The sequence below is a fragment of the Paenibacillus senegalensis JC66 genome, from assembly GCF_000285515.1.
GTDB lineage: Bacteria > Bacillota > Bacilli > Paenibacillales > NBRC-103111 > Paenibacillus_L > Paenibacillus_L senegalensis.
This window is the reverse complement of the sequence record NZ_HE610962.1, coordinates 118,421-138,001: the sequence shown is the minus strand read 5'-3', so window position 1 is coordinate 138,001 and position 19,581 is coordinate 118,421. Positions and strand designations below refer to the sequence as shown.

The 19,581-nt window shown below is 49.4% G+C and carries 13 protein-coding genes; 10 read left to right on the top strand and 3 right to left on the bottom strand.

Translation table 11 applies throughout. The features are described from left to right. Nucleotides 1–196: 196 nt before the first annotated feature. The gene (locus PSHG_RS21610; RefSeq protein WP_010277625.1) at nucleotides 197–967 is read right to left on the bottom strand and encodes an AraC family transcriptional regulator; all 771 of its coding nucleotides are present in this window, start codon (nucleotides 965–967) and stop codon (nucleotides 197–199) included. A gap of 381 nt (nucleotides 968–1,348) precedes the next feature. Between PSHG_RS21610 and PSHG_RS21605 the strand changes: the two genes are divergently transcribed. The 7 genes from PSHG_RS21605 (at nucleotide 1,349) to PSHG_RS21575 (ending at nucleotide 13,188) form a co-directional block, all read left to right on the top strand. Next, nucleotides 1,349–3,610 carry an FAD-dependent oxidoreductase gene (locus tag PSHG_RS21605; protein ID WP_328285603.1) on the top strand — a complete coding sequence of 754 codons (2,262 nt, stop codon included), beginning with the start codon at nucleotides 1,349–1,351 and terminating at the stop codon, nucleotides 3,608–3,610. Between the two features lie 672 nt (nucleotides 3,611–4,282). Next, nucleotides 4,283–4,828 (top strand): NADPH-dependent FMN reductase, encoded by a 546-nt coding sequence (gene ssuE, locus PSHG_RS21600; protein ID WP_026021538.1) that lies wholly within the window; start codon nucleotides 4,283–4,285, stop codon nucleotides 4,826–4,828. 407 nt (nucleotides 4,829–5,235) lie between these two features. Beyond that, entirely contained in the window at nucleotides 5,236–7,524 is a 2,289-nt protein-coding gene (locus PSHG_RS21595; RefSeq protein WP_010277613.1) for a helix-turn-helix domain-containing protein, read from the top strand. A 379-nt stretch (nucleotides 7,525–7,903) separates the two neighbouring features. Beyond that, nucleotides 7,904–8,866, top strand: a complete 963-nt coding sequence (locus PSHG_RS21590; RefSeq protein WP_010277610.1) for an ABC transporter permease — start codon at nucleotides 7,904–7,906, stop codon at nucleotides 8,864–8,866. A gap of 12 nt (nucleotides 8,867–8,878) precedes the next feature. Continuing rightward, complete coding sequence (locus tag PSHG_RS21585) at nucleotides 8,879–9,748, top strand: carbohydrate ABC transporter permease (RefSeq protein WP_010277606.1); 870 nt, start codon at nucleotides 8,879–8,881, stop codon at nucleotides 9,746–9,748. A gap of 111 nt (nucleotides 9,749–9,859) precedes the next feature. Next, nucleotides 9,860–11,473 carry an extracellular solute-binding protein gene (locus tag PSHG_RS21580; RefSeq protein ID WP_026021537.1) on the top strand — a complete coding sequence of 538 codons (1,614 nt, stop codon included), beginning with the start codon at nucleotides 9,860–9,862 and terminating at the stop codon, nucleotides 11,471–11,473. 17 nt (nucleotides 11,474–11,490) lie between these two features. Next, nucleotides 11,491–13,188: a DUF4855 domain-containing protein gene (locus PSHG_RS21575; RefSeq protein WP_157213485.1), complete on the top strand. Its 1,698-nt coding sequence runs from the start codon at nucleotides 11,491–11,493 to the stop codon at nucleotides 13,186–13,188. Nucleotides 13,189–13,461: 273 nt separating this feature from the next. On the opposite strand, the gene PSHG_RS28600 is transcribed toward PSHG_RS21575, so the two are convergent. Beyond that, a complete protein-coding gene (locus PSHG_RS28600) occupies nucleotides 13,462–14,865 on the bottom strand; it encodes a M56 family metallopeptidase (RefSeq protein ID WP_010277595.1) in 1,404 nt (467 codons plus the stop codon). Then, complete coding sequence (locus tag PSHG_RS21560) at nucleotides 14,849–15,241, bottom strand: BlaI/MecI/CopY family transcriptional regulator (protein ID WP_010277591.1); 393 nt, start codon at nucleotides 15,239–15,241, stop codon at nucleotides 14,849–14,851. Before PSHG_RS21560 ends, PSHG_RS28600 begins: the two co-directional genes overlap by 17 nt. Nucleotides 15,242–16,099: 858 nt before the next feature. Between PSHG_RS21560 and PSHG_RS21550 the strand changes: the two genes are divergently transcribed. The 3 genes from PSHG_RS21550 to PSHG_RS21540 all read left to right on the top strand — a co-directional run bounded on the left by PSHG_RS21550 (nucleotide 16,100) and on the right by PSHG_RS21540 (nucleotide 19,504). After that, nucleotides 16,100–17,077: a LacI family DNA-binding transcriptional regulator gene (locus PSHG_RS21550; RefSeq protein WP_010277587.1), complete on the top strand. Its 978-nt coding sequence runs from the start codon at nucleotides 16,100–16,102 to the stop codon at nucleotides 17,075–17,077. A 64-nt stretch (nucleotides 17,078–17,141) separates the two neighbouring features. Further along, complete coding sequence (locus PSHG_RS21545) at nucleotides 17,142–17,846, top strand: tyrosine-protein phosphatase (protein WP_010277582.1); 705 nt, start codon at nucleotides 17,142–17,144, stop codon at nucleotides 17,844–17,846. Nucleotides 17,847–18,193: 347 nt separating this feature from the next. Next, complete coding sequence (locus PSHG_RS21540) at nucleotides 18,194–19,504, top strand: ABC transporter substrate-binding protein (RefSeq protein WP_010277577.1); 1,311 nt, start codon at nucleotides 18,194–18,196, stop codon at nucleotides 19,502–19,504. The last annotated feature ends 77 nt before the right edge of the window (nucleotides 19,505–19,581 follow it).

Sequence of the window (19,581 nt, the reverse complement as noted above, 5' to 3'; positions counted from 1 at the left end):
TTTCCAATTAATCAGGAGTTGATTAGGATTTTTTTACTTCAGTTTTGTGTGGTTGGCTTCAAAGGTATACTTAAAGATTTTGCTCGTTATAGTCTTCAGCAGATTCAGCAATCTCGAAAAATGTAACTTAAAGCGACTGCTCGACCCAGCTTGGATAGCTGGCGGGAGCGGAATGAAGAATTGCTGCTGCGGCATATTATACCCGGAATTGCCGACGGTATGACGAGGGAGTGGTTCCCGCTGCCTGCTTGAATACGCGGCTGAAATAGTAACCGTTCTCGTAGCCGCAGCGGCCGGCAATCTGCTCCAGCGTATCATCGGTTTCGGTAAGCAGCTTCTTCGCCAATTGAATCCGGCATTCCGTCAAATAACGAATCGGGGTCAGCGGGAAGGCTGCCTGGAACCTTCGCGAGAACTGTACCGGAGTCAGCCCGATAGCCCTTGCGGCTGCTCCCACGTTGAATTTGACGTCGGCCGCCTGCTCTCGAATCAGCGCAACCGCTTCATTCATTAGAGGATCGGAAGAAAGCAGTCGCACGGCATCAAGTGACCCTTGCTCCTCAAGACAGAACATCAATATATCGCGCACAAGATGCTTCCGAATCGGTTCAGGGTGAAGATGGAGAGCATCGTCCAGTTCGCTCAGGAGAGTCAGGTTGTGTCTAAGCCGATCCGGATGTTTTATCGCTAATAATCCGGCGTGAAAGCCAGCAGGAGGGGACCCGGAACCAGCGAAGCCCAAACGGATGAAGTGAAAGGTGAGCGGCTCCAGTGTTTCCCGCCCAAATGGCACCCAAGGTGGACAGCAAACGATATCTCCGGGCCGGCCAATCCCCTCCGCCAGTCCAATGCTGAAGCGGAAGCTTCCATCCTGAACAGCGATCCACACCCATGTGTCATAGGTATCCTCCGCCAACAAAAACTGCTTTTTTTGCCTCCAAAAAACACAGTCCAAGCGCTGCAGCATCTATCAATATCTCCTCCGGCTATTTTTGAGAAATCAGATCATATTCCTTTCTGTTTTTAGTGTTCTTAAAAGTCTTAGTCTTTAATGATTTCGCTTTTTCTCTCTGAAAGCCTCCTGTTAAATACTTGGAAGAATTGAAAAAAAGTATAAATAGATGTTAAATTACTGCATTTATCCTTTCATATGATCGAGATATGATGAAAAAGAAGACAAATGCAGATTGAGAAGATTGATCGGGATATAAGGAAAATGCGAGGATTGCGCGAGATATATGGAAATTCAGATTGACCGGGATATATGGGAAACCGAGGATTAGGCGAGGTTTGATGAAAAGAAGGAGATCAGAAGGAGACTAGAAGGATAGAAGGAGATCAAGAGGAGATCAGAAGGAGGGTGCAGGGATTGAGGAAGGAAACAGTGCGAACGGATATAACGGTAGTTGGAGGAGGGCTGGCAGGAGTATGTGCTGCTGTGGCGGCAGCCCGGCTTGGCTGCAAGGTGGCTCTGGTCCAGAATCGGCCGGTGCTTGGCGGCAATTCCAGCAGCGAGGTCAGAGTATGGGTATGCGGAGCTACCGCTCACGGTATTCACCGTTTCGCGAGAGAGACGGGAATTATGGGAGAGCTGTTTGTGGAGAACCAATACACCAATCCGGAAGGCAATCCATATTATTGGGATTTGGTCGTGTTGGAACAAGTAAAGGCGGAACCTAACATCCAATTGTTTTTGAATACGGATGTCCACGAGCTGGAGGCCGATGGGCCGGAGGAGCAGCGCACAATCCGCTCTGTTACGGGATGGATGATGGGCTCGGAACGCCGCATCGAGTTTCGCAGCTCTTACTATCTGGATTGCACGGGCGACGGCTTAATCGGATATTTAGCGGGAGCGAAATACCGGATCGGACGGGAAGCGAGGAACGAGTACAACGAAGACTGGGCGCCTGACACGGCGGACAGCATTACGCTCGGCAGCACGCTCCTGTTTTATACGAAGGATCATGGCGCTCCGGTCAAGTTTGTTCCCCCTTCCTTCGCCCTGAATATAGCCGATACGTCGATTCCTCTGCAGCGGGTTATTAAAAGCGGTGATAACGGCTGCGCTTACTGGTGGATAGAGTGGGGAGGAGAGCTTGATATTGTAGACCAGAACGAGCGAATTCGCGATGAGTTATGGTCGGTCATTTACGGCATTTGGGACTATATTAAAAATTCCGGACAATTCGATGCCGATACGATGACGCTGGAATGGGTGGGCTCGATCCCGGGGAAAAGAGAGTACCGCCGTTTCGTTGGGGATTATGAGCTTAATCAAAATGACCTGCTGGCGCAAAAGCCTTTTCACGATCGCGTTGCCTTTGGCGGCTGGTCGATCGATCTGCATCCGCCCCAAGGGGTATATGCCAAGGAGCGTGGCTCGAATCACTTGCATTTGGACGGGATCTACCATATCCCGTTTCGCTCGCTTTACTCTATCAATGTAAGCAATATGCTGATGGCGGGGAGGAATATCAGCGCTTCCCATGTCGCGTTCGGGACGACGAGAGTGATGGCTACTTGTGCGGTCATCGGGGAAGCGGCAGGCACGGGAGCGGCTCTGGCGGCGCACAAAGGGATAAGCCCGAGAGAGCTCGGCGAGCGTCATATCGAGGAGTTGCAGCAGCTTTTGCTTCACCAGGACGCTTCGGTGATCGGCCTGGCTCATCACGATCCGGCCAACCTGGCGCGGCAAGCGCGAGTACGCGCGTCCAGCCGCTGCCGGCACATCGCTATCGAGGAGCCGGTGTGCGCTTACCCGCTGACTGCGGATACCGGCCTGCTGTTTCCGGTCGATCCCCGGGTTGCGGGCGTGGAGCTGCTGCTCGATGCGGCGGACGATACCGTGCTGGAGGTCGAGCTTTGCGGCACAGGCAGGGCAGAGAATTACGTGCCTGCCGAATCGGTTGACTCCTGTCTTGTCAAGGTTGCCCGCGGCGAACAGCAGTGGGTGGCGCTTGAGCTGAATTGGGAGCCGCAAACGGCGCAAAATGCTTTTCTGATCATCCGCAGCAACCCGGCTATTACGCTGTATCAGTCTGAGGGGCTGTTTAGCGGTGTGCTGATGTTTGCGAGGCGCCCGCTGGCTGGGCGCCAGCTGGAAGCAGGGCATCCGCAGCCTGCCGTAGAATGGGACATGCGGAGACAGTCGCGCTTTCCTCTATGCTTCCGGATGCGGGCTGAAACGAAAGCTTATAATGAAGGCTGCGTGACCGATGGCATTCTGAGGCCTTACGGCGGGCCTCACAGCTGGATGTCGGCTGTCATGAAGGAGGATCGCCAGCCATGGCTGGAACTATCCTGGCCGGAAGCTGTCGTCATCCGCGAGCTGCACTGTATTTTTAACGATGACGTGAATGAGGATCTAATTAACCTCCATCATCACCGCACACCATTCGACGTCATCCCCGAGCTGGTCAGAGATTATAGGTGGGAAGGGCTTAGCGGCGGGGAGTGGCAGGAGATTGCACGGATGAAAGGCAACCGGAAGCGCAAGCAAATTCACAAGCTTGGGCGGGGAATTCCAGTTGAGGCCGTAAGGCTGGTCGTTGAGGCTACGAACGGATCGCCACGGGCTGAGGTCATAGAAATTCGCGCATATGGGTAGATCCTTCAGCGAATCCTCAAAGTTCAAATGATACCTTGGGATTTGGTTGGCAGTGGCATGAGCTCCAACCAGTGGTTATGCTGCCGCGCCGGCTCATTGGGTGAAATTTTGTTTTAACCCGGAGGGAGAGCCTCAATCAAGGACGATCATTTTCCCCGGCGGATTTGGCTAAGGGGGTCGATGATGAGTTTATTCCCGATGTGTTGGAATGTCTCCAACTTGCCTAAGCACGGAAAGCACGCACGGACTCCGGATTTTAGATCCACAAGGCAGGCGCAAACTTGATTATTGGAGTTGACAGTTATAAGCTACAATAGAAGCAATCCTATTTTTAGTTGGTTTATTGGCTCACTCTAATAATTAGCGGTTGACAGTATAAGATAGCAGAAGCGGAGGGGAAGAGGGAGTCCAAGCTTTCCGAAGGAAAGCAGCTTCGGGAGCGTGGAAGCGTCCGCCTTTGCCACCGGATTTTAACCGCTGAGGCGGCTATGATTAAGAAATCTGGGGTCAACGCTTTCTGGAAGAAAGCGTACTTCGGGAGCATATGCCAACAGCGATCGGAGGTCCCCTCATTCCCCGTAGTGATTTCCTCCTTTGTTGTCAACCGCTAGTTTAAGTTTTGAGCCGGTTTATTACCACATAATCCAATGATAACGAAAAGGAATGATTGCCGTGGCTAAAATTGTTGTTATTTCTGGAAGTCCTACACCTAACTCCCGCCTGAATGGCCTGTTGGACGTTGTCCGTCAACATGTAGAAAACCGCAAATGGGAGTACAACGAAATTGAAGTGCGCTCGCTGCCAGCGGAAGATCTTCTGCATGTCAAGTTTGATAGTCCGGCCATTGTCGAGGCGAACCGTCTCATCGCTGAAGCGGATGGAGTTGTCGTCGCTACCCCGATCTATAAAGCTTCCTATACGGGGGTATTGAAGGCGTTTCTCGACCTGATTCCGCAGAAAGGCCTGGACAACAAAACAATTCTGCCGCTGGCCATTGGCGGAACGATTGCCCATCTGCTTGCTATCGACTATGCGCTTAAGCCTGTGCTGTCCGTACTGGGGGCATCCAATATTGTCGGCGGTGTATATGCGTTGGATGCCCAGGTCACCCGCCTCGAAGAAGGCGGATTCGATCTCGTAGACGAGCTGCAAGACCGTTTGCAGAATAAAATTAACGCCTGGATTCAGCAGGTCGACAGCTCCACTGCTCTTTCCTGATAGTTGCCAGCAACTAACGGATGGCTGCATCAAGCACTGCCAATCTGTGCAGCTGTCGTTTTGCACATTGCTTTACGGGGGAAACTTGCTTGCATCTAGTCTCTCTCTGGCAATGAAACTGGAACGTAACCTGACGGGCCGCTGCCTGTCAACTATTTGTTACGCCGTGCGGCTTTTTGCGTGCGGTCCGAAGCGCCGTTCCGGCTCGTCCGGGCGGCGCTTTTGCTGTATTTGGAATATCCAAAAAATACCATATCCAATTGCTGATTATCGCAAATTTCTTGATTTATTTAGCTTAAAACAAAGCTCCTGCTTTTAATATTAATATAAGCGACAGGGTTTAGAGGCGGCGCGTCGAACCTTTTATAACAATCGATTCTTGAGATTAAATAGAAAGGGGGAATCTCATGAAAAGACTGCTGCTATCCATGCGCGAGCCGTCTTATAAGCGCAAATTGTTCTTGTATTTCCTGCTGCTTAGCATTACACCCGTGATCCTCCTCGGTTCGGTTTCTTCTCATATCGCTTCACGAAGCATCCAAGACGAAGTCAATTTGCGGCATAAAACGGTGCTGAACCAAATCCAGCATGAAATGAATCTTTTTCTGAGAAGTATTACAAAAAGCTCTATGCTCATCTCGTCCAACCCGACGATCGAGAGCACGTTCGAGGTAGGGCCTTCCATGCGGCATCTGGATTTGAGCCTCAGCATGATCCAGCAGCTTGGCGAGTACAAGGTAACATCCGATGTCGATTTCGAGGTGTCTCTCGTCTATAACCGGTTCGGCACTGTTTACTCGACCCGTTATGGACTTATCCCGGTTGAGCAGTTTCCTTTTATGGAAGCGCTTAAAAGGATTGATCTGAACTTCAACAGCTTCGAAGTAATCCCGCCTGGACAATATGCGAACCAGAACGATCTTCTGCTTGTTCGCGGAGTACCGCTGACTGCGGAAGCGTTTACAGGCAGGGTGGTGCTGCATGTTGAAACGAAGCAGCTGACCGATTTCCTCAACAGGCTGAATGCGGACAGCTCAAAAAAGACGATCATTATCGATGAGCAGGAACGGATCGTATTAAGCAGTGACCCTGGCGAGATCGGTTCAACGATTTCCGGGCTTAACGCGATAAAGAATCTGCTTCATTCCGATATTTATCAAGGTGCGTTTACGCTGCACGGCGAACAGCACCGTATGTCCGCAGTCAAATCGATGTTCAACGGCTGGACCTATGTCACCTTCACACCAATGTCGGAGCTGACAGAAAAGTCCGACCAAATCCGGGTTATCACCTGGACGATCGCTTCTGTTATGCTCCTGCTGTGGCTTGGTCTTTCATTCGTTGCTTCTAACCGCATGTATTTTCCAATCAAGCGGCTGCTGTCTAATGTTCCGGGTTACAAGAATCCAAGGCCGGGGCATGGGCGGGACGGACTGAACGTGCTCGATGAATTTATGGATCAAATGGTAAGGGCCAATCGGGAGCTGCAAGACAAGCTGAAGCATCAGACACCGCTCATGATTGAGAATCTCTGTCAAAAGCTGCTGCTCGGTGAGATCCGCCCTCAGGAATTGGAAACCGGAGCTTTGGCGCATGCGCTGCGGGGCCCAGCGTTTTGTGTCTGCGTGGCAGAGATCGACCGTTACTACAAGCTTGCCAAAACGTGTTCGAGAATGGAGCTTTCGAATTATTTCCACACCTTGCGCAAAATGCTGGAGCATACGGGCAAAGATCACGGGTTGACCGTTATCGTGGTTCCGCTCATGAGGCAGATCGTAATGATTGTCGATGCCGGAGACAGCCCCGATCGCGCAGCTCCTCTTTTATTGGGAGCTATGGCGCAGTACCGGAAGGAGGCAGCAAACAGCCTGAACTTTTCGGTTACGGTTGCGGTAAGTCCTTTTCGCGACGGGGTCGCGTCTATCACCGAATGCTACCAGGAAGCGGTAGGACTGATGAGCTATCGATTGTACTTAGGGCACGATACGACGATCCGCAAGGAGCAGATTCGTCCCTCGCTTAAGCATTCCGGGCTGAACCTGGTGAAGCTGCAAAAGGATATTGCGTCCGCTGTTGTACAGGAGGACGAGGAATTGGCCCGCCGCAAGCTGTCCGAGATGATCGGGGCTTTACCGGAATTGGCGTACGATTCGGAGACGGTATACGGCCTGTTTGTCTATATTATCGGGGAGGTGACCTCTCTCGTCCAGGAGCTGGGGCATGATCCGCAGCAGGTGATAGGTGACAGCATCTACAAGCAGCTGTACGAATTCGAAACGCTGACGGAGATGGAGCAGTGGTTTTCCCGAACGGTGTTCTCCACGATTATCGAGAAGCTGCGCGAGGAGCACGTCTCGAAGCAAAAAAAAGTAGTGCAGCGGGTGCGGCAGTATGTTCGCGAGCATTACGATGCAGGACTATCGATGAAGGACATCGCGGATGAGGTTGGGGTGTCACAGTCACAGCTCAGCCGGATGTTCAAGGAGGAAATGCAGCTATCGTACAGCGATTACGTGATGAACTATCGCATGGAAAAAGCGAAGGAATGGCTGACGATGACCGATATGCCGATCAAAGAGATTGCGGCCAAGCTTTCCTATGCATCCGTTCAGAACTTTACCCGCACCTTCCGGCAAATGAACGGCGTTCCTCCGGCAAAATACCGGGAAAATGCCCGCAGCGATGACTCCTCATAAGAGCTATCAAGGATTATCTAAGGAGAGTTTAAGGCGAGCGTGTCCGGGGCCGTCCAAGGTAAGCGTTGTTGTTAGCTGCACTGCAACATAAAAGAAAATTTGAATGAAAGAAAGAATGTCGTCAGGATGACATAAAATCGCAAGTTCTAGGACTTATTCACCTTAGAACTTGTGATTTTTGTTTCAGGGCTCCTTGCTCAGAGTCGCCTATCAAGAGCCGCTTGAGCGGGCATAAGACGCCGTTGTTCATTTGTTGCGATTCTTGATCATTTCATGCAAGCCCCGGAAACATATGAAAATTGCGGAATAATTACAGCGGCCCGTATAATTTCGAGCTATAGACCAAGGCCGGAGCGGGCCGGCGAGAAAGGAGAATTCAATGAAACAGCTCCCCGACACTGCAGTTTCCATTCCAGCTAACTTCAAGAAAAGCCGATTCCGATCCTTCCTTTCCCGGATCAACCGTGACAAGTACCTGCTTCTCTTAATGCTGCCGGGCCTATTGTATTTCCTTATTTACAAGTATTTGCCCTTGCTCGGTTCGGTGATCGCTTTTCAGGATTACAGCCCTTTCCTCGGGATTTTCAACAGCCCCTGGGCCGGTATGAAGCACTTTGCCGCGATTTTCGATGACAGCGAGATCGTGAGGGTATTGTGGAATACGCTTAACATTTCTTTCCTGCAAATTTTGTTTGCGTTTCCGGCTCCGATCGTCCTTGCGCTGATGCTGAATGAGGTCAGGCACGAATTGTTCAAGCGCGTTATCCAGTCAATTGTGTACCTGCCGCATTTCCTGTCCTGGGTTATCATAGCCGGGATCACGGTCATCTTTCTGCGCAGCGGAGGGCTGGTCAACACCTTCCTGGATCAGGTGCTGGGCGCCAGCAAAATCCCCTTCCTGACCGATCCGGCTTTCTTTAAGCCGCTTGTCGTGCTCCAGGTCATATGGAAGGAAGCTGGCTGGGGAACCGTCATATTCCTAGCGGCGCTGGCCGGCATCAACCCGTCTCTGTATGAAGCGGCGGTGATGGACGGAGCTAGCCGCTGGCGGCGAATCTGGCACATTACCCTGCCCGGCTTGAGAAGCACCATTGTTATATTGCTGATACTTCGGTTAGGCAACGTATTGGATAGCGGATTCGAACAAATTTTCCTAATGTTGAATCCGTTTACAATGGAAACGGGCAATGTTTTGGACACTTATGTGTATTTCAAGGGTATTATCGATACCAACTTCAGTTTTGCGACAGCCGTCGGGCTGTTCAAGGGCGCCGTCGGCCTGATCCTGGTCGTTGCGGCGAACAGAATCGCCAAACGATTCGGCGAAGAAGGCTTGTACTAAGGGTGGGTGACTATGTTCTATAAAAGTTGGAGCGAACGACTGTTTTCCTGGGTCAACGGAACGTTCCTGATTGGCATCGCTTGCGTCATGCTGTTCCCCTTTTTATATTTGTTCGCGATTTCGTTCTCCAGTTACAAGGAATACATTACAAACGATTTTATGCTGTGGCCGAAAGACTGGGTGACCGATGCGTACGCCTACGTGCTTGGGTCCAACGAATTTATGCGCTCGATCTATTTCACGATCGCGATTACCCTCATCGGCACGGCGGCGAACCTGGCCGTCACCTCCGCTATGGGGTATTCATTGTCGCGGCCTGTCTTGTTTCGGAAAGGGGTGCTGTTCCTTGTGTTGTTCAGCCTTTTGTTTCCTGCGGGGCTGATTCCAACCTATCTGGTGGTCAAAGAAACCGGCCTGATAAACTCGATTTGGGCGCTGATCATTCCGGTGCTCGTCAATCCGTTCAATCTGATCGTGATGCGGCAGTTTTTTGTGAACATTCCGCACGAAGTGATCGAATCCGCAGTTGTGGACGGGGCGAACGACCTGAAAATTTTTTCAAACATCGTCATTCCGTTGTCGAAGCCGGCATTGGCCGCCTTCGGACTGTTCTATGCCGTTATTCACTGGAACAGCTACTTTCCCGGACTGCTGTATATTAACAATCCGGACAAATGGCCGGTTCAGGTCGTCTTGCGGCAGCTGATCGTCGTCAGTGATCCGGATACATTGAGCGTGCGACAGGATCTGGTGAACCTGCCGCCGCCGGAAACGGTGCAGATGGCCGCGCTGCTGCTGGCCACCGTTCCGATTCTTGTGCTCTATCCGTTTCTGCAAAAGCACTTTGCCAAGGGGGTGATGCTGGGGGCGGTGAAAGGATAAGACAATGCCTTCGGTTGGATTTTTCAGATTAGGATTTTTCAGACTTGCATGTTCAGATTGGTGACCAAGCAGATTCAAAGGGTGGAAGATGAGATGAAAGGAGCTGTACGTATGCAACATTGGAAGCGCGGGTCAGCCTTGTCGGCAATGGTAGCGCTTACGGTCGCTTTGGCGGCATGCACCGGTGGAACCGGAACACCGTCTGAGCCAGAACCGCAGCAGCCGTCGCCGCAGACAGAAAGTCCCTCTCCGGAGGGAACCGACGAGGAGACCTATACGGTAACGATACTCGATTACCGTTACGGGGCGCTGCCTCCCCGCGATGGAGAAGGCTTGAAAATGATTGAAGAGAGGTTCAATATCAAGTATGAACCTACTTATGTAGGCGTGGATGACTACAAGCAGAGGGTTTCGGTTACAGTAGCGGGCGGAAGCATGCCGGATATTCTTGTGCTGGAAAATCCGCAAGACCCGCTCTACTACCAATGGGCGAAGCAGGGGGCGTTTTTGCCGCTGAATGAATTTCTGGATGACCCGCAATACGGGAATCTGCAGCTGATTCCCGACCATGCGAAGAGAGCGCTGGAGGTGGACGGCGTCATTTATGGCATTCCGGGCTACACGACCTCGACCTATTCGATCACCCCGATGATTCGTGTGGACTGGCTGGAAAACCTGGGATTGGAGATGCCCACCAACTATGATGAATTAAGAGAAGTCGCGCTGGCATTCACTCATAATGATCCTAACCGCAGCAATAAAAACGATACTTATGGGATGGCGATGGCCGAAAACATTAACCCGCAGTATCATTTGGGCGCTTACTGGGATTTTCTGGCCTGGTACCATAGAGATGCTCAAGGCAACTTGATTCCAGGCATTATTTCGGACGTGCGCCGCGACCACATCGCCTGGTTGAAGGACTTGTATGAGCAAGGCGCGATCACGACGGACTTTGCATTGATGAACTGGGGGCAAGCCTACAACGAGTTTTTCAGCGGCAAAGCCGGTATGTTTATTACAACCCCGAGAGGGCTTGGCGAACAGCACTTCCAGGCATTGGCGGAGATTGATCCGGATGCGAAGCTGGCGCCGATTCCTCCATTCGAGGCGCCGGACGGCTCCCGCGGCTTCAGCGCTACCTCAGGCACGCTTCGCTTGATTATGTTGAACGCCAACTTGAAGGATGAACCGGGCAAAGTCAAACGCATTATCGAAATGATCGACTACGGTCGCACCTTCGTCGAAGACAACAAAGGTCCGGACAACCCGGATTACGACTGGCTCTATGGCCGTGAAGGAAGCGGCTACAACGTAGTGGACGGCAATGTAGTGGTGGAACCTGGAGAGAAGGGGCTGAAACCTCGTGATTACTTGCCGGATCTGCAATCATGGGCGCCAAACGATGCCGCCGGCGATTTCCCTTCCAACTGGAGGCATGTTCCAAAGCAATATGAGCTGGCTTTAGCCTCGGCGGAGATGCACGATACGACAGAGCACTACTACTCACCGGTGCTGTCGATTTACTCGCCTGCCAGAAGCCAGAATGAGCTGCAGCTGTTCTTCGACATGTACGCGATTCAAACAAGGATGATTACCGGGCAAACCCCGTTAGAGGAATGGGACAGCATGGTGGAAACCTATATGAACAGCGGTGGAGAAGAGATGATCGCAGAAGTCAATCGACTGATCCAGGAAGCTGGAGTCGAGCCCTACTGGGAGTAATCGTTGAAGGAGGATGGATGGCAATGTACAAGCGCTTGAAAAAATATGTTCTGCTTGCCGGGTTAACCGGATTGTTAAGCGGCTTGCTGCCGGCTGCGGCAGGTGGAGCTGAACCAGCCGAGACTGGGGAAGCCCGGGCTTTGGTCAATCTGGCCGAAGGAAGATCGTATCAAGTTGAAAGCACTATAACGGATTCTTCGTTCCACCGTCTGGAAACGGCTTCCTATCCCGATGACGGCACCAAGCTGACCGACGGAGTGATCGGTCCGAACAGCTGGACGACGCATGGTCCTTGGGTGGGTTATCTGCGCCAGGATGACCGCCAGATCGTCATTGATTTGGGCGATTTGCAGACGGTTCGCGAGCTGTCCGCCTGGTTCTTGCAGGACAAAGGTTCAGGCATCTATTTCCCGCAGGAAGTAAAATTTGAACTCTCGCGAAACGGGCGGGCTTGGATGAAAGCGGATTCAGTACCTACGCGAATCCCTAACAGCGTCCCCGGCCTGCATGTGCAGGATTACCGGGTCGATGGACTGAACCATCTGGCACGCTATGTGCGGGTGACCTTTCACGCGGATGTTTACGTGTTCGTCAGCGAGCTGGAAGCGTGGGGACTGCCCGGCAAGCAGCCTGGGGTAAAGCCGGTCGTGCCATCGCCTCCGGACAATCCGCGCCCGCCTCGCATGCCGCGCGCCGGCTCTGAGCAGGCTGGAGGCAAAAAGCAGCAGGTGCTGATCTATAGCGGTTATCACAGCAATACTTCTCTGCCCCAGATGAACAAGCAGGATCTGCTGCCCTACACGGCGTATGTCGATCAAGACGGACAGATCCGCGACCTGATGTTCGATAGCTTCAATTTCCTGCCGTTTGGCACGACGGAGTCCGGCCGCAGCTTCACCCGAGATGCGGTAAAATCCGAATGGATGTCGTTTGCCGATCAATTGTTCACTCCGGATTTCCGTCTGGATGCGCTGGATCAGGCCGTTGCGGAGACGAAGCAGACATTAAGAAGACCTAACTATAAAGCAAAAGTAACCATTGCCATCCCTTATCCAGGCATTAACAGCGATTGGGGAGACGGATTGGATTTCAATCCGGAGAACGTCGGAGAAGAACAAGCGCTGGCCAACCGGACAGCAGCCATTCAATGGTATGTCGATTATATTTTGTCGCGTTGGCAGCAGGCCGGGTATGAGCACCTGGAGCTGAATGGCTTCTACTGGTACCAAGAAAGCGTAGGCTACTCGGTATCTGCCCATGATGAGCAGCTGCTCATTAATACCAGTCAGATTGTGCACGGGGCCGGGCCGTATAAATTCGAATGGATTCCGGCAGGCCAGAATCCGGGCTTCAACAACTGGGCCAAGTATGGATTCGATACGGCCTTGATGCAGCCTAATCTCGCCTTCGATTCCTCGCTTCCGCCGGACCGGCTGGAGAACAACGCGTACTTAGCCCACAAATATGGGCTGGGCGTCGAAATGGAGATCCATTGGTCAGCGGTAAGAGAAGATAGCGTTGGCGAGACTTACCGGAAGGTCTACTATGATTATTTGGACGCAGCTTACCTGTATAAATACCAGAATACCTTCCTTGCCTGGTATCAAAGCACGGATACCTTCCTGGTCAGCTCCCGCAGCTCGAATCCGGAAGTTCGAGAGATTTACGATCAGACCTACTTGTTCCTGAAAGGTAAATACCGTCCAAGTAAGTGATTGGCGAGGGAAAAGATGTTGCTGTCCTGCGCCATCTAAGAGAGCTTATAAGCGTTTGATTGCAGGGCTAAAGTTTAAGTGACTCGGGAACCGGATGACCTCCAGGGGGCTGTCCAGTAAGTCCGTTTTCGGGTAAATTGCACAGAAAATTAAAAACCCCAGGAATGTTGCTGCAGCATTCTTGGGGTTTGCTTTTTTTGTTATCAGGCTGAACGGCCGCTTTTAGGACAGGCTCTTTTTGCAGATCAACGCAATTACGCGACCGGCCTTGTATTATTTTAACCGGAAGCTTGCTGCAATGTCTAAAGCGGTTTGCCGATCGACCCCAGCATTGAAGTACAGGTCATAGGCTATCTTTCGATCCCTAACAATAAAGTAAATATGCACCGTTTCTTTAACAGCCGTATCGCCCGATGCGGCAGGCGGAGTTTGCTGCTGTATTTCAAACAGGACATCCGTAAAATATCCCTCTAACGGGCTGGATTCAACGACATGTGTATGGTTATTTCGCAATTGCGATATTGGTTGATCGGGATAATATTCGAGCGGATTAAGCCCGCCTACTCCCGCTCCGTTCTTTTTGAAGGATAAGGAAGACCCGGGAAGTTGTTCAATGGACCAGTCTTTGGGAACCGAAAGCCGGTAAGATTCTGCAAGCTCTGCTGGCCCCGCACTGGTTGTACCAGGACTTGCCCCGAGCAATACAGCACCAAATACAACAGCCGCCAAAAGACCAACAGACAGCAGTGTCACCCACCATGATTTAGGGTTAAAGTTCATGATCGCTACCAGCCTTTCTTTTAAATGCATCTTTTCCTCAACCATCATTGCTTGTGGGAGGCCTCCGCCATAGCGATGCGCGGCAGCGATCGATAACAGTGTGTCGGCGTAGTCCCGTTTCTCGCCAGGGTCAAGCTGATTAATGACTTTTTCATCGCAAGCCAATTCACAGGTAAAGTTGACCTCCCGCCTGACCAAATAAATAAGCGGATTAAACCAATGGACGGATACGGCGATCATCGTCAGCCACTTGATGGCAATGTCTAGGCGTTTAAGGTGGACGATTTCATGAAGAAGCATATGCCGAAGCTGCTTTTCATTAAAGCGGTGATCCGGGATGATAATATGCGGGTTTACTATCCCGATTAGCATCGGTGAGGAAATGAAGCGGTTCCTCGAAAGCCGCACGCGGCTTTTTCCGTTTAATAGAATGGTGATTAGCTTCTGGTCCTCTAAAGCTGCTGCACTGCTGGTTCGCATAATCAGTTTTTTAAAACGGGCATAACCGATCACCTGCACGGTCAGGGATACAAGGGCGCCAAGCAACCATATGTAAGAGAGAATATCCCGAAACAGCTTGTAGGGAAGGGCGGCCTGGTTAACAGCGTTCACATCTAGCTGCCGGGTACTCGGCGAAATGTTAGGATCCGTGACGTCTCGGACCGGCTCGTGAGCATCAGTTCCTGCCTGGAGTGTGAGTGTGTGAAACACGTCGTTCATAATGCTGCCTTCAAAAGAAAACGGGAAAACGAAACGCAGAAGAACAACAAGCCACATGCAATATAATATCGATTTGGCCACTCTATGCTTGATGAATAGCGTTACGGCCAGCAGTATGACAGCCAGTATGCTGCCGGAGATTGAGAGCGATAGCACAAGCTCAGTTGTTTTGTTCATTTTTGTCACCTGTATTTAAAAGAGAGCGCAATTCTTTAATATCTTCTTCACTAAGTTTATTGCTGTCCAGCAGTGAAGCTACTAAATTTTTGGTGCTGCCGGCATAGAGGCGGTCAATTAAATGCTGTGTATTGTATTCGTTATATTCTTCTTCACTGACTAGCGATCTGTAGTAGTAGACCTCTTTTTTAATTGCGTGAACAACCCCTTTTTCACAAAGTCTGCGGAGCAGGGTTTTGATCGTGGAGTTTTCCCATTTGCTTGTCTGCTCAAGTTTTTTGCGAATGTCGGCGTAAGGAATTTCGGTTTTTGCATTCCATAATACACGCAAAATTTCGGTCTCTGAATCAGCAATTTTGGCAACCAGGTCGTTCATAAAATCATAGCACCACCTTGAGAGAGTTAGGGTTTTAGCCTATTGATAGAAGTTGTGATAAAGTACTCTAATGCAAGGATTACAATTGTAGCGAGTCAAAGGATGAAAGGGTTACAATTGTAGCCAGTCAGGAAACAAAAGGGTTATAGCAGAAGTATGGTAGGAAAAATTGTAGTCTAATACAGGTTACAACAGTAACCTGAAAAAAGCAATATTATTTTATTGCGGGAGCAAGACAAGTTCACTCGAATCCATTGTATTAACAAATGCTCTTTTTGATCTCTAGCACAGATCGACATATCTCTCCAAAGCTTCCTTTTCATATGCCAAAACAATCGAAGAGAAAGGTCCTTTCTTAAACTTTCAACTGCTGTAGAGTCTAAAGGTCTTCTCTTATCCAATTCTTCCTTTAAACGTGTAACTTCCCTAAGCAGCAAAAGCAATTCGTTATCCAATAATTCATGCATATATCACCTCCACGCACTCATGCAGGGTGCGATATGAAAAATTACCTAATAATTTGACGGCTGGTAAGCACTTGTTTCCATCCAGGCACTCACATGGAGTGCGCTAGCGATCTGCTGCAGGATATCGTTGCGCGACTAAACTACACATTGAGCGCCTTCAGCTAAATGGAAATTATGATCGTTCTATCACAGCTGATCTCATTGAATATAACAGACAAGCACTGCCAAAACCTTAGGTAAAGGCATCAGCACTAACTATATGGGCATTAGCCCGACTGCAGGATCCGCAGTCAGGACCCGCCGGGTCAGCCCGCTTACTTTCCCATGGGAAGATAATTATAGTAATATGATATAGGGATACGATATTTTGGATGAAAGGAGAGTGCTAACTGTGGCAACGATTAAAGACATTGCCAATAAGGTCGGGGTTAATGTCTCTACAGTTTCAAGAGTTTTAAACAATCGGGGCTATATCAGCGATAGCTTGCGTGAAAATATTTTAAAAGCCATGGAAGAGTTGAACTATCAGCCTAATGAGGTAGCCCGGACGTTGTTTCGTAAAAAAAGCAATATGATCGGCCTGATCATTCCGACCGTAGATCACCCGTTTTTCTCTGAACTGTGCAACCATATCGAAAATTATGCCTACCAGCATCAGTTCAAGGTTCTGCTCTGCAACTCACAGCATGATAAAGAAAAAGAACTTATGTATTTGAACTTTTTGAAAGCTCAGCAGGTTGAAGGAATCATCATGGGAAGTCACACCATCGATGTGGAAGAATTCTCCAAAATCGATCTCCCCCTGGTCACATTCGAAAGAGCCATCAGCGATAAAATTCCTTTTGTCAGTTCGGACAATTATGCCGGAGGACGTTTGGCTACCGAGCATCTGCTGGCAAAAGGCTGTAAAAAAATTGCCATGATCACAGGTAGTCTGGGCCTTCCGATGCTTTCCAATGAACGGCATTCTGCATTCAAGGATGTTGCCCAAAAACATGGGGTATGGCATACCGTACTGGAGACAGATATCTTTGGATTCAATCCGGAGAACTATGAAGGCGTTATTAGACAGCTGTTCGACTTGTATCCCGATATAGATGGAATATTTGCCAGCAGTGATGTCATTGCAGCCCACATCTTGAAAACCTGTTATATGATGAACAAATCAGTGCCGGATGATGTTAAGGTGGTTGGTTACGACGGCATTTCTTTCTCCAAAGTGCTTGTCCCGCCTTTGACAACGGTCGTACAACCGATCAAGCAAATGGCCGAACTCGCTTTGGACTTATTGATGAAGCAGATCAATAAGGAACCGGTCCAATACACCAATATTCTTCCAAATGAATTAATAGTACGACAAACAACTTAATTATTTTGTTAATTGTTAAGTCAATTTATTTTAGTTAATATATTTTACAGAATGGAGATTTCTAATGACTAGCAAAAACTTCAGACGACTGCCTTTCACTAATGTTGCAAATGCCCGTGATTTAGGAGGATATCCTACGAAGAAAGGAGGAATGACCCGCTATGGCGTTTTTTATCGTTCAGGTAACCTCCATAAGGCAAGCTCTCAGGATGTTGAACTGATTAGGGAGTTGGGAATCAGCACAATTATAGATCTGAGATATCAAGACGAATGTACCCACATGCCCAACGTGGATTTGGGAGACAGCGTAACAACCCATAATATTTCACTGTTCGCTGATCTGTCTCCGGAACGACTTGCTGTCAAGCATGGTGAGGCGGATACTCAGACGCTTATTCATATGTATCTTCAGGTTATCAATGAATGCAGTAACAAATTAAAGGAAGTCTTTGAAGTGTTAGCCAGTGTGGAAGAAGGGGCCAGCCTAATTCACTGTGCCGTAGGCAAAGATCGCACAGGGATCATAGTGATGTTCCTCTTGTCTCTTGCCGGGGTGGAAGATGTGGATATCGTGGCAGACTACGAAGTTAGCCGTACTTATATTGCTTCATTTTCGGATGATTTGTCAGGATCCCACTACAGTAATATGAGCCGTTTATTGACTTATATTCACGAAAAATATGGATCTCCGGAAGGGTACCTGGAATCGATTGGGATAGATAGGGATAAGCTGGAAAGGATTCGCAAACGGATTTTGTTGACGGACTAATTTTTTTTATGCTTGGTATACCAAGCGGTTGACATATCGCAAAATATGATTTATAACTAACATGAATGTGTCAATCGCTTGTCATATGCAAACCGCTTTACATATCCATAGCGTACAAGCTGTTTGACCCAAATGCAAATCGTTTAGCTTATATGCAAACCGTTTGACATAGCCTGCGAATCTTTTGGCCTTTATGCAAACCGTTTGACATAACAGGCAAACCGCTTTGCATATCGCTGTACCTTTCAAAGAAAAGAGGATCATGGTAAAACGAACCAACATAAGGGAAGGAGGATTCTTCGCGGCGGTTTACCTATTTTTATTGCAATCAAGAAAGGGGTATAAACATGAAAGCTGGAAAAATGAATGCAAAACTTATGCTGCCTTGCACGCTGGCTGCGGCTTTGGCTATCGCCGGGTGTTCCTCCACTCCTTCAGCCAATAATGACAGCGATTCCTCACAGCCGGTCACAATCAAGCTATGGGGACTTGAAGGAGCAGAAACAGAGGTTTATAACCAAATTCTTCCGGAAATTGATGAGAAATATCCTGAATTCACTATCGATTATTCCTTTTACCCGAATGAAGAGTTTTATAACAAACTTAAGATGTCCCCTGCAGTTGGCGACACTCCCGATATCGTAATCATGGATGCTACGGAGCTATCCTACTATGTGGAAGCACAGCTTCTGGTTCCATTGGATGAGTATATGACGGACGATATTCTAGCAGACATGCTTCCTTCGGTTATTGACGAAAGCACTTACAAGGGTAATATTTACGCCACTGCGCAGTTCGATTCAGGCATGAGTTTGTGGGGCAATAAAACGATGCTGGAAGAAGCCGGTATCCGCATTCCTGCAAGCTATACCGAAGCATGGGACCGCGCTGAGTTTGAGGATGCCTTGGAGAAATTAAAGCAGAGCGGTGTACCGTATCCTATCTACTTGAGACAAAATTCTCCTAGAACTCTTTATTATACGTATACTCCCATTGTAAAAAGCTTCGGCGGTGATATGATGAACCGCGAAACGATGCTGACAGACGGGGCATTGAACAGCGAGGAAACCATTGCGGCCTATGATTACATTAGCTGGCTGATTGAAAAAGAATATATGAATCCGGTCGCCGACTACGAGGATGCTTTCTACGGCCGTCAAGAGAGTGCGCTTGCACTGATCGGACACTGGAAAAGTAAAGAGCACTTTGAGTTTTTAGGCGATGATGCGATTCTCATTCCGATCCCAGACTTCGGAAATGGCGTGTATACGGGCAGCGGATCAGTTATTTGGGCGATTACCGCGGCAGCCGAGAAAAATGGCATTGTTGACGAAAGCTGGAGCGTGCTTAAGGAAGCGATTTCTGAAGAGTACATTAAGAGGATGACAGATGTAAACGGTGGCATTCCGGCTAGAGTTTCCGTATTGGACGAGAAAGAGGAGTACAAAGAGGGAGGCAGGCTGTACCTTTACCGCGAACAGCTTGAAGCCGGTATCGGCTACTTGAGGCCGCAAACTCCTGCTCATAATGAAATGTATAATATGATGCGTTCCATTGTAGCTAATCTTCTGTTAGGAAGCGATGCGCGTGAGGAGCTGAACAAAGCCTCCAAGGAATTGGATGAAGTCATTATGGAAAATGGCTGGAACAACAAGTAGGTTCATTAAATCCGGGTCAAGTGGCTTGAATGCTTGACCCGGATTTTATACACCGTGCTGCTAGAATATATACAAGG

Bases quoted from the DNA above. Each gene is read 5' to 3' on its own strand.
- PSHG_RS21540 (WP_010277577.1), top strand. From the start codon at position 18,194: ATGAAAGCTGGAAAAATGAATGCAAAACTTATGCTGCCTTGCACGCTG.
- PSHG_RS21595 (WP_010277613.1), top strand. From the start codon at position 5,236: ATGAAAAGACTGCTGCTATCCATGCGCGAGCCGTCTTATAAGCGCAAA.
- PSHG_RS21545 (WP_010277582.1), top strand. From the start codon at position 17,142: ATGACTAGCAAAAACTTCAGACGACTGCCTTTCACTAATGTTGCAAAT.
- PSHG_RS21610 (WP_010277625.1), bottom strand. From the start codon at position 967: ATGCTGCAGCGCTTGGACTGTGTTTTTTGGAGGCAAAAAAAGCAGTTT.
- PSHG_RS21575 (WP_157213485.1), top strand. From the start codon at position 11,491: ATGGCAATGTACAAGCGCTTGAAAAAATATGTTCTGCTTGCCGGGTTA.
- PSHG_RS21590 (WP_010277610.1), top strand. From the start codon at position 7,904: ATGAAACAGCTCCCCGACACTGCAGTTTCCATTCCAGCTAACTTCAAG.
- PSHG_RS21560 (WP_010277591.1), bottom strand. From the start codon at position 15,241: ATGAACGACCTGGTTGCCAAAATTGCTGATTCAGAGACCGAAATTTTG.
- PSHG_RS28600 (WP_010277595.1), bottom strand. From the start codon at position 14,865: ATGAACAAAACAACTGAGCTTGTGCTATCGCTCTCAATCTCCGGCAGC.
- PSHG_RS21580 (WP_026021537.1), top strand. From the start codon at position 9,860: ATGCAACATTGGAAGCGCGGGTCAGCCTTGTCGGCAATGGTAGCGCTT.
- PSHG_RS21585 (WP_010277606.1), top strand. From the start codon at position 8,879: ATGTTCTATAAAAGTTGGAGCGAACGACTGTTTTCCTGGGTCAACGGA.